Source organism: Nostoc sp. CHAB 5715, assembly GCF_020829685.1.
GTDB lineage: Bacteria > Cyanobacteriota > Cyanobacteriia > Cyanobacteriales > Nostocaceae > Nostoc.
In genome coordinates this window covers 1-10,115 of record NZ_JAIVFR010000148.1, presented here as the reverse complement: position 1 = coordinate 10,115, position 10,115 = coordinate 1, and the positions used below count along the sequence as shown (strand labels likewise).

Here is a 10,115-nt window from a genome sequence, read left to right as displayed (position 1 = left end):
AAGACTGCCACTCAAGACGAGATTAAGCAAGCCTTTCGTAAACTAGCCCGCAAATATCACCCTGATGTCAACCCAAATAACAAACAGGCAGAAGCACGCTTCAAAGAAGTTAGCGAAGCCTACGAAGTTGTCTCAGACCCAGATAAACGCAAAAAATACGACCAATTCGGTCAATATTGGAAACAGGCTGGTGAAGGTTTACGAAAGGCTTGCTTAATCTCGTCTTGAGTGGCAGTCTTACTAACTCCCAAAATTGCGTAATAGTCTTTGTAGTCGGTTGCAGCCATCTATCTACCAGCCTCCTATAGAAATTCCTGTTATGTTTTTTTAAGATAAAAGATGTTAGTTTGCCCGGTATAGTGCCAAAGCATTGAGAATCTGATTTTAAATTAACAAAGAATATAGAAATTCAAGTGTGGTTCTCGCTCAACAAGCGATCGCAATTTCCGTACTCCGATTTTTCTGATAAGCGGATCAGGCTGTCTAATCCCTCTTCCAGACTTGGGGGAGCATCTCGGAGTTGACGGTGCATCCGCAAGATGATTTCTTCAGGAACCTGGCGCGATCGCCTTTTATTCCGTGCTAGACACAGCCAAACTGGCGTATCTACCCAAATTCCGGTAATGTGGGTAAAACCCGAGTCATGGGCTAAAGCAATAACTTCACGGCGATGGCGGCGCTGGGCATTGGTGGCATCGAAAATAGCTGTATTATTTGTAGAAATAGCTTGTTGAAATTGCCGTCCTACTTCTTGCCAAATCACCAGCCACGGCCCCTGAATGGCTTGAGAACCAAACAGTTGCCCCCGAATGCCATCCGTAGAAATCAGTGGCATCTGGGGGCATTCTGTCAGTAATTGTTTAGCCAAAGTTGACTTACCGCTACCTGGAAGACCAATCAACAAAATTAGTTTAGTCATTAGTCCTTTGTCCTTTGTCCTTTGTCCTTTGTCCTTGTAACTATTAACCAATGACCAATGACTAATGACTAATGACCAATGACCAATGACCAATGACTAATGACTAATGACCAATGACCAATGACCAATGACCAATGACCAATGACCAATGACTAATGACTAAATGATGGTTCCATCGGGAATTACAGCATTTTTCAGCACAACGACGATGCCACTGCGGATGTAGAAACCTTGACTTTCGCGGTCAGCTTCTTGCACGTTATCTTTATTGATAATTTTGACATCGTGACCGATACTGGCGTTTTTATCGATGATAGCACCGCGAATAATCGAGTCAGCACCAATACCTACAGGAATGTCACCTTGTTCTACATTGGATTGACGTTCTACAGAAGCTTGGTAAAAATCTGCACCCATGAGCAAAGATTCTTCGATGAGACAGCCAGATTCAATTCGCGATCGCACTCCCAACACTGAATGTTGAATGCGGCAATTTTTCAAAATGCAACCTTCGCCAATAATTGATTCTGTTACGTGGCAATCTAATAGTTTACTTGGAGGCAAGTAACGAGCGCGGGTATAAATTGGTGCTTTTTCATCGTAGAAACTAAAAGGTGGCTGGGGCTGCTGAGTCAGGGCTAAATTGGCATGATAAAATGCATCAATTGTTCCAATATCTTCCCAGTAATCATCAAAAAGGTAAGCTTGAACGTTGTAATCCTTAGAGGCATCAGGAATAATTTCTTTGCCGAAATCAGTCCTTTCTGTACCTTCTCTCAACAACTTGAACAAAACCTCTTTTTTAAAGACATAAATCCCCATTGAGGCGATGTAAGGCTGTTGCTGGGCAAGTTCATTTGTTAATCCCAGTACGCTTGTATCAACGCGCATTTGGATTAATGCTTCACCTTTAGGTTTTTCGCTAAAATCGATTACTCTACCAGAATCGTCAATTTTCATCAAACCAAAATCTGAGGCGCGGCGCTCATCGATGGGAATGACTGAGAGAGTAATATCAGCCCCCGTCTCCCTATGGCGCTGGATAAACTCACGATAATCCATGCGGTAGAGGTGATCGCCTGAGAGAATTAGATATTCTTCTACATCCCATTCTTCCATTAACCACAGGTACTGACGTACAGCATCTGCTGTACCTTGGAACCAGTTAGGGTTTTCTGGTGTTTGTTGTGCCGCTAGCACTTCCACAAAGCCTTCATTGAAGCCAGTAAAGTTATAAGTACGGGCGATATGGCGATTCAGAGAAGCTGAGTTGAATTGTGTCAGGACGTAGATTTTGAATATTTCGGAATTTATGCAGTTACTGACAGGTATATCGATTAGGCGATACTTACCCGCTACTGGTACTGCTGGTTTAGCGCGTAGTTTGGTTAGCGGATAAAGCCGAGTACCTGCGCCACCACCAAGGATGATTGATAATACTTTTTTCACAAAATTTCTCCCGACTGCCTTTCAACTCTCATCTTCAGTTTAGGACTGTCTGCCACCACAGGTAAGGGGGATCATCTGATTCTTAGGGATGAATTTTACAATTACGATTTTTGGATATTAGTGATATCACGAATGATCATATACTACAACCGTTGTATTAATTAATACAATATTTTCTTCATTCTCTATTCCTCTTATGTTGTGTTTAATTTAGTAAACACATATTTTGCTATGGTTTCTGTGACGCTAAACTATCTTATGCTGCTCATACCATTTCTTTTTGAAGAGGCGCCTATAGCAATCCGATTTTAGATTTTAGCAGAGAAAAATTGGAAAGGCTTATGAATAAGACACCCTACACAGCATACTGTTCACAACTCATTTAGGATTGCTATAGAATCATTTAGGATTGCGATAAGAAGTAGTGTATGGATATTTTAGTAGATAACTTGTTTATTGAGCCGACCAGCGCTCCAGAACCCCAACGAATTCCAGGATACCTGATCCGCAGTACAGCACGAGCCAACGTAGAAGATTTACAAGATATCAAAGAAGATAAGACGCGTCCAACCATTCAAACGATAATTGATCTCCTTTATACAAAAAGTAAAAATTGCCCCAAAAATTCTGACGAACTAGGGGTGGTAATTGCTATTCATGGATACAACACAGGAGGTGCAGATAGTGATTTAAGTACATTACCCCTAAGCAATGAGGCGATCGCAGATGGAATTTGGAAAAACTATCAACAACTCTGTAAGTATGTCAACAGTGATGCCTTAATTTCTCAAAAGTCAGATAGTTTAGTGTTTCTTGGTTATCGCTGGCCTTCGGAAACTATTACAGGTCAAAATATTACTACTTCCCTAAGTAATTTACCCTTTCTACTGAAGGTTTTGCTATGGGGAAGCTTAATTGTGACGATCGCATCTGTGTTACTGTTTTTCTGGTTATCTTCCCCAATCTTCGTTGTTCCCATTATTTTGGGAACATTCGGATTTGGTATTATTTTCAGCCTGATCATTTTGCGCGTAATTGTATATTTTCGTGACTCTTATCGAGCAATCAACTACGGAGTCCACGATTTGGTTGAACTAATTCGCCAACTAGATAAAGGTTTGATGGAATGCTGCCTTCAGGAAGTTAAATCGGAGGAGAAGGCTCAAAACTATTGGAAACAACACCCGATAAAACTCTCTTTCATTGGGCATAGTTTGGGTAGTCAGGTAACTACACAAGCAGTCCGAATTCTCTCTGATGTCTTTGACGCTAATTCTGTAGGAAACATCAATGACCAAAAAGCTGAGAAAAGACCCCCTTCCCGAATTGGGCAGGTTTTTAGTTTAGGTCGCTTAATTCTTGTTGCACCAGATATTCCCGTACTGGCAATTACTTCTGGAAGATCCAATTTCTTACGGTCATCGTTACGAAGATTTGAAGAGGCGTATCTATTCAGTAACGAAGGGGATTTAGCCCTACGTCTTGCTTCTACGGCTGCTAATTACTTTTCCTTTCCAGCAAAGACCCGAACACAAGGGTATCGGCTGGGTAATGTGACTGTTCGTTCCAGTTTCAATAGCTATCACAGCAGTAAGTTAAACAAAGTGAGAGGGCAATTGCAGAGTAAGTATGGAATTGTCAACTGGAAGGATCACAACTTACGCGTGCCGTTACATGAGATTAGTAAGATTAGTTCATTACTTAATTATTTAGAAATTAATATCTTGAATAAAGTGCAAAACCAGGGATTAGATCCAGCTAACCAAGAATATCAGTCCACAGTTGCCACAGCAATTACAGATCAGGAGTCGTTGGCTGATTTATTTACTTACTTTGATTGTACAGAATACAAAGACCGAACAGATTATGCTAATACACACAATCGCGATCGCTACGTCATGATTCTGAACAAACAAACCTCGCCTTTAACTCTTTTAGAGTACCTGCAACTCGGTTGGGCATATTTTCGTAGCAATATACCAAATGTCCACAGTGGCTATTTCTGGGGAAAATTTAGTCAGCAGCTAATTTGTCAACTAGCGTTTGTTGGCTTCCAGGAGTTTCTGGAGTTTCTGCTAGTTACCTCACCGCAGGATGTGGGAATCGAAGAACTGCGACCACTGGAACTTGAGAATAAGATTGCTGAGGCAGTTTCTAACAGACTACGTACCGCCGAAAAAAGGGAGATTGCGCTCAATTATCTCTCATGGATCATCGAGAAAAAGCAAATCCAAGCAGTATTATCACCGGAACGTTACTATATTGATGTCATGGGGGAAAAACGCGAAGAAGTTCGCTTTGCAATTCTGTCAAAAAGATAACAAATGAAGTGTAAGTTTCCAGAAAAACAAAAACCTGATTTACACTAACAGCAAAAAATTATCCGCACAGTGTAAGGTTAGGCAATGCCCATTAAACACCTAACTTCCCTGTATTTATTCTCCTATTAACCAAACGTAATTGGTGCGATCGCTTCAAATATTTCACCCAAGTTTGCTCTAATAACTGGTAAATGGCATTTGCTGACAGTGTTGCTGTGAAAATAGCTTTGCCACTGCTAACACCATTGACACCAAAACTTTCTAAAATAGCAATTGCAGCAGGGCTTAAAGTTGGTTCGGTATAGATAAAAACCGCCAAACTGGGTTCCTCTACGTTTTGAACATCATTTAGCGCTGTAGCAAGGGCAGCATCTAGCTTTTGATAATTCATCAGTAATTCCTTGGTAAAAAGGACGGGCAATTTTTAGCCCATACTACAGTTAATTTATCAAATTTATGAGTTTTCATTGCCTATCTTTAGTACAGACTTAATGCACTAATTTCTACATCTAATTACAGATTACAGCAGTTTTCATGTATTTGAACCACATCTATCGTAGGGGCACAGCATTGCTCATTGGTGTCAACTTAAGCTAAAAATAGCTTAACTGTTGACTGACTCAACCGCCTAGAACTAAAGTTCAAGGCTAATAGCTAAAGTCTACTGAAGTAGACTAAAGATTTTTGGCTATATTTAGTCATCTTAAGATGACTTTCGCTATCAGCAAGGAACTTCAGTTCCTTGCGGGACATAGCTTTTACGTTAAGTTGACACGTATGAGCTGGCTCGTGCCCCTACCGCGTGGTCTATTTACCTGAAAATAGCTGTAACTGCTGTTATCTTTGGATTTTGGTCTTTATTTTGTGCTTAAATGCCCAGTATGTTTGTGAGAGTCGGCAGATAAGTTTTAAAAACTTCCGCTAGTTTACTAGCATCCGTAACAGCAGACGCTATACCTTTAAGGGCATTGAGAGCCATTGAGCAGAGTTTATTTACCCGTTGTCCTGATGGTTTTTTCCCTTCTTCGGCTATGGTTTCTACAGCTTCTAACGCCTCTTTCTTTTGATTTTCAGAAAGGGCTGGCTCATCATTAATGGATTTTTGCAAAGTCGTTAAAATCTTTGCTAGCTGGTCGCTAGTATCAGTACTAATATCCCTAAGCTGCTGAATTGAATTACTAACTTGACTGTTTGCATCTGCCAGTGTCAAGTTAGAGTTTGTGACATCGCCGCCTACGGTAATCTTATTACCGCTAGACATATCAACATTTCCACCTGCCCTGATGTTTTGATTATTGCTTTCCATAATATCACCTGCTTGATTCATCATATATACGCGATTTCCTTCGCCCTTGATAATAACTTCTCGTTTTGTCTCAGCAATTCCAGTAATTAATCCTTGAATAAATTTTTGCTGCGAATCATAGAAAGTTTGTAATCTTTGTATTTCCCCTTCTTTAGCTTGAAGCACGAGTTCATACTTAGCTTCAATTGCGTCAACTGCTTGATGATAATGATTGGTTATTTCTTCGTGAATTGCAGTTTTGTTAGTTTCTAAAGAAACACCTACTTTAGCAACAACTACGCCATCACCTTTATTTTCTATACTGCGAACAGATAAGCCTAATCCTTCATTATTAATAGCAGTTTGAGTCAGAGAAAATGCAAAAGCCCTCCAGTTTAGACCATTTTGAAAAATTAAGTCAATAGTATCCCTGACATCGGTAATCCATTTTTCAAATTCGCCTGGTTGAAATTCTCCACTATCTGGTTTTGGCTCTAAAAAGTTTCCATGCAAGCTACATTTTAAATAAACACGTTTACAATCAACGTCTTGAAAACGAGTATTCTTGTTGATATTCCAGTCTTGGATACAAGCATCTGTGAGTAATGCACCAGAAAAATCTGCATCTAATACTTGAGCTTTAACTAAAATTGCTTTTCTTAAGTCTGCGCCTTGTAAATTTGCACCTTGTAAATTTGCTTCAGTAAAATCTTCACCACGACCATTATTAGTAGTTAACAATTTTCTAACTTTAGGATCTTCCAATATAGTTCCTTGGAGTCGTGCTAATTCTAAACCAGTTACACCTTTAAAGCTAGTGCGGGTGAGATTCGCTTTTCTAAAGTCTGTATGCCTTAAATCTATATTATCTAAGGAAATATCTGTTAAATTTGCCCCATAAAAAGATATACCACCCGTTGCCGCCCAGAATACTCCTTTTTCCCTAATCCAAGCAAACTTGGGTGAGCCGCTAATAGCTTTTTGTGCAATGATTGCGCCTGCAATAATGACTGCGATCGCTGTGATAAAATTTATCATACCTTCAGTCGGTGTTGATACAGGTGGGCGATTCATTGCAAGCATAGTAAAAATTGCAAGCATTAACCCAGACACTACAATGATTAAGTATTGACCTAACCTTTTCCACAATGAGTACATGAAAACTATAGAGATAGCTGTAGTAATTTCTCCAAGCCATCCTACAACTATACATATACCAACAAGAAAAGTTAAACCTCCTAAGGTTTTTACAATTCCGCTAAAAAAAAACCGCTAAATGCACCAATAAAAACTAGCATCAAAACATTTGCAATTGACGCTACTTCTAATCCACGAACTACAGGTATAAATAAACCTGAGGCAAATATTAAAATTAATAATAGTCGCCATAAGTCAATGGTGATTTTTTGATTATCTAGTAGTATATATATTGCTATTTGACCAGCAGTCATAGGTAGGATAGTAAGCAAAGATGCTACGGAAGTTCCGCAAATTGCTAGTAACAACTTCCGTACATATCCCGAACCTTGTCTTAATTGTTGAATTTTCAGTTGAATATCATGCCTATCTTTTACGTCAGAATTTTTCATGCCACATTATTTTAATAATATATTGGCTTTCATTGACGACGGGGACATCCTGGAAAGTCCGGTGGAAGCCAATCGCAAATTTTCTTTTGAATTAGTCTGTTTCCTAATGTCATTACTAGTCCACTTGGTGGTTCGTCTATTTCTCCAACCGAAGCAGAAAGATCCAACGGTTGCGTAGTCATTAAATCTAAAAATTCATGAGGAAGCTCTGTTAGCATACTGAACGCATCTGTCGTTAAACCTCTTTCTTGGACTAACTCTTCAAAGCGTAATTTAGTAGTTGGTAGCTCTGCTTCCTCCAGCAAATCTTCAATATTGCAATCTAAAGCTTTAGCGATCTTAGTCACATGTTCATGCTGGGCTTCCATATCTTCTAGTTTTCGTTTGCACATAGACTGTGTACTATAGAATGCCAAAAAAGCTAAGTTTAAACCAGAAAGCTTACTTAATTCTTCCAGGGTTAAGCCTTTTTGTTCAGCTATTTCAATAATTTTAAGCTTGAAAGCTTCTCGCTTGGCTATAGGCTTGACTAACTCCAATACAGGTACATTCAATTTGGCTGCTATTTTTCTAAGATTAGCTGCGATTTCCTCTGTTAAAGTTTCAATAGTTGTATATGATTGAATATCCTGCAAAGGAACGCTTGAAAGCTTACTAAGTTCCTCTAAAGATAGACTCTTGGCTTCAGCAAATTCTTGAATGCGAAGATTAATCATTTTTAGACTATTTATACTACTATAAAAGAATATGTTGTCTTATAAATTACCAAATATTGCTTAGGGATGTTTAAAAATTAACAATTATTTTATACTATACTAAGTAACAATTCTTAACTGAAGAGACGCGATATGTTTATCGTATTTAATATATCGCGTCTCTCAATCTAATTACAGATTAGCTGCGTTAATCACTCCGTAACCCCATTTTTCATCAAATGTGCCTGGGGGTTTTCCAGGAATTGCACTATTTTTACGTAGCAAGTCTTTCACAGCAGCCGGATCAAGGTTAGGATCTCGCTGCAACAGTAGTGCCACCAATCCACTAACGAAGGGTGTTGCCATACTCGTACCCGCCTGAACCACAAACTTGGAATTAATCATCGATGAGCGGTCAAAATTTGCATCGGCGGAAAGGGTGGAAATAATCATCGCTCCTGGTGCTGCTACATCCGGCTTCTGTCCATCATTGCGTAGTGGCCCTTCACTACTGAACTCCGAAATAGTATGCAATTCTAACCCCATTTCTTGCACATTGTTATCAATATCTGTGTACTTGGTTCTAGTAGTATAGGCGGTAACAGTAATTGCACTGCTGGCGGCTCCTGGCGAACCAATTTTTACTGCATCCTTCACACTTTTACCTGTGAAAAACACTGATGAACTGTCATCTAATGTCCACACATTCAAACATGTGTCAGTTGAAGAATTGTTGCGGACTCGCAGCTGCCAAATACCTCCCATGACTTGCGAGGGGCCAATACCGCGTATTTGCACGAAGAAATTATGGTCGCCGTTGGCTTTATCTGGCGCTGGTGTCGCTAATTGCACCCGTGCATCTGGTAACTGATAATCTTGTGCAGCATTGCCCTGAGTAATTATTTTTTGGAAAGGGGTGACAAAACCGTTAGGACTCCGCACAGACACTTCCAATTCGCTATCTTTGGAATACCAACCGTTTAACCAAACTATGCTTATTTGATTCAAAGGAACATTAAAGCGCATACCACGAGTGCGTCCACAGGGTATCGTCGCTTGACCATGAATATTGGCGTTCCCTTCGTTACCCGCAGCACAGCAAACAATTCTTCCAGGGCCAGTTTCGGCGTTAATGACCTTTGATAAAGAATCGCTACCATCATGGGCATCAGCGTGTCCACCCAAGCTGAGATTTACCACTGCTGGGCGTCCCAACTCTCTAGCAATTCGGAAAATGTAACGTACACCATCAGCAATGTGGGCATCCTGTAAATCTGACCTGACGATAACTAATTCTGCCTCTTGTGCAACACCCCCATAGGTAGCATCGGCACCGGCAGCAATTCCCGCAACGTGAGTACCATGACCGCTAGTATCCTGAGAAATTGTCAGTTGCGCTCCTGTAAATTCACCCCCATAGCGGCCTTCCGTCACTCCTGGCCCTGGCAGTGTTTGATCCCAAATGTGTAAAATTCGTCCGGCAAAAGCGGGGTGTTTCGGATCAATGCCACTGTCTATAATGCCGATGATTACTCCTTTACCAGTCAGTCCGGTTTGATTCTTGAACTCCGGCAGTTTGACTGTTCCTAGTGCAGTATCCATCCTCAAATGAAGTTTGCGTGATGGCTTAATCCGTTGGATAATATCTTCTTCAGATAAGACATCTAAAGTCTCTATCGGTAAGAAAGCCGTCCGCACACTTCCAGAGGTTTGATTGACTTCAATATTATATTGTGATAGATAACTCAAGTCTGCATCAGGAACAGTCAAACTGCCGGAGTTCAAGAATCAAACCGGACTGACTGGTAAAGGAGTAATCATCGGCATTATAGACAGTGGCATTGATCCGAAACACCC

The 10,115-nt window shown here is 40.3% G+C and carries 8 protein-coding genes and 2 pseudogenes; 2 read left to right on the top strand and 8 right to left on the bottom strand.

All coding sequences use genetic code 11. The features are described from left to right. Nucleotides 1-198, top strand: a pseudogene (locus tag LC574_RS10640) (DnaJ domain-containing protein); the annotation flags it as partial. Here LC574_RS10640 and LC574_RS10635 read toward each other — a convergent pair. The 3 genes and pseudogenes from LC574_RS10635 to LC574_RS10625 form a co-directional block, all read right to left on the bottom strand. Further along, nucleotides 198-287: pseudogene (locus tag LC574_RS10635) on the bottom strand (DnaJ domain-containing protein); the annotation flags it as partial. The pseudogenes LC574_RS10640 and LC574_RS10635 sit on opposite strands and share 1 nt — an antisense overlap. A 122-nt stretch (nt 288-409) precedes the next feature. Continuing rightward, a complete protein-coding gene (locus LC574_RS10630; RefSeq protein WP_229453493.1) occupies nt 410-919 on the bottom strand; it encodes an AAA family ATPase in 510 nt (169 codons plus the stop codon). 159 nt (nt 920-1,078) lie between these two features. Beyond that, a complete protein-coding gene (locus LC574_RS10625; RefSeq protein WP_229453492.1) occupies nt 1,079-2,368 on the bottom strand; it encodes a glucose-1-phosphate adenylyltransferase in 1,290 nt (429 codons plus the stop codon). A gap of 428 nt (nt 2,369-2,796) precedes the next feature. Between LC574_RS10625 and LC574_RS10620 the strand changes: the two genes are divergently transcribed. Then, a complete protein-coding gene (locus LC574_RS10620) occupies nt 2,797-4,689 on the top strand; it encodes a hypothetical protein (RefSeq protein WP_229453491.1) in 1,893 nt (630 codons plus the stop codon). 91 nt (nt 4,690-4,780) lie between these two features. Here LC574_RS10620 and LC574_RS10615 read toward each other — a convergent pair whose 3' ends face one another. From LC574_RS10615 to LC574_RS10595, 5 genes are all read right to left on the bottom strand, one after another. Continuing rightward, nucleotides 4,781-5,080: a hypothetical protein gene (locus LC574_RS10615; protein ID WP_229453490.1), complete on the bottom strand. Its 300-nt coding sequence runs from the start codon at nt 5,078-5,080 to the stop codon at nt 4,781-4,783. 477 nt (nt 5,081-5,557) lie between these two features. Beyond that, complete coding sequence (locus LC574_RS10610; protein ID WP_229453489.1) at nt 5,558-7,075, bottom strand: pentapeptide repeat-containing protein; 1,518 nt, start codon at nt 7,073-7,075, stop codon at nt 5,558-5,560. Between the two features lie 146 nt (nt 7,076-7,221). Next, entirely contained in the window at nt 7,222-7,563 is a 342-nt protein-coding gene (locus LC574_RS10605; RefSeq protein WP_229453488.1) for a hypothetical protein, read from the bottom strand. A 29-nt stretch (nt 7,564-7,592) separates the two neighbouring features. Then, the gene (locus LC574_RS10600) at nt 7,593-8,279 is read right to left on the bottom strand and encodes a helix-turn-helix transcriptional regulator (protein WP_229453487.1); all 687 of its coding nucleotides are present in this window, start codon (nt 8,277-8,279) and stop codon (nt 7,593-7,595) included. A 171-nt stretch (nt 8,280-8,450) separates the two neighbouring features. Further along, nucleotides 8,451-10,028: a S8 family serine peptidase gene (locus LC574_RS10595; protein WP_229453486.1), complete on the bottom strand. Its 1,578-nt coding sequence runs from the start codon at nt 10,026-10,028 to the stop codon at nt 8,451-8,453. Between the last annotated feature and the right edge of the window lie 87 nt (nt 10,029-10,115).

Coding starts and splice junctions, on each gene's coding strand:
- LC574_RS10630 (WP_229453493.1), bottom strand. CDS start 919: ATGACTAAACTAATTTTGTTGATTGGTCTTCCAGGTAGCGGTAAGTCA.
- LC574_RS10620 (WP_229453491.1), top strand. CDS start 2,797: ATGGATATTTTAGTAGATAACTTGTTTATTGAGCCGACCAGCGCTCCA.
- LC574_RS10615 (WP_229453490.1), bottom strand. CDS start 5,080: ATGAATTATCAAAAGCTAGATGCTGCCCTTGCTACAGCGCTAAATGAT.
- LC574_RS10610 (WP_229453489.1), bottom strand. CDS start 7,075: ATGCTTGCAATTTTTACTATGCTTGCAATGAATCGCCCACCTGTATCA.
- LC574_RS10605 (WP_229453488.1), bottom strand. CDS start 7,563: ATGAAAAATTCTGACGTAAAAGATAGGCATGATATTCAACTGAAAATT.
- LC574_RS10600 (WP_229453487.1), bottom strand. CDS start 8,279: ATGATTAATCTTCGCATTCAAGAATTTGCTGAAGCCAAGAGTCTATCT.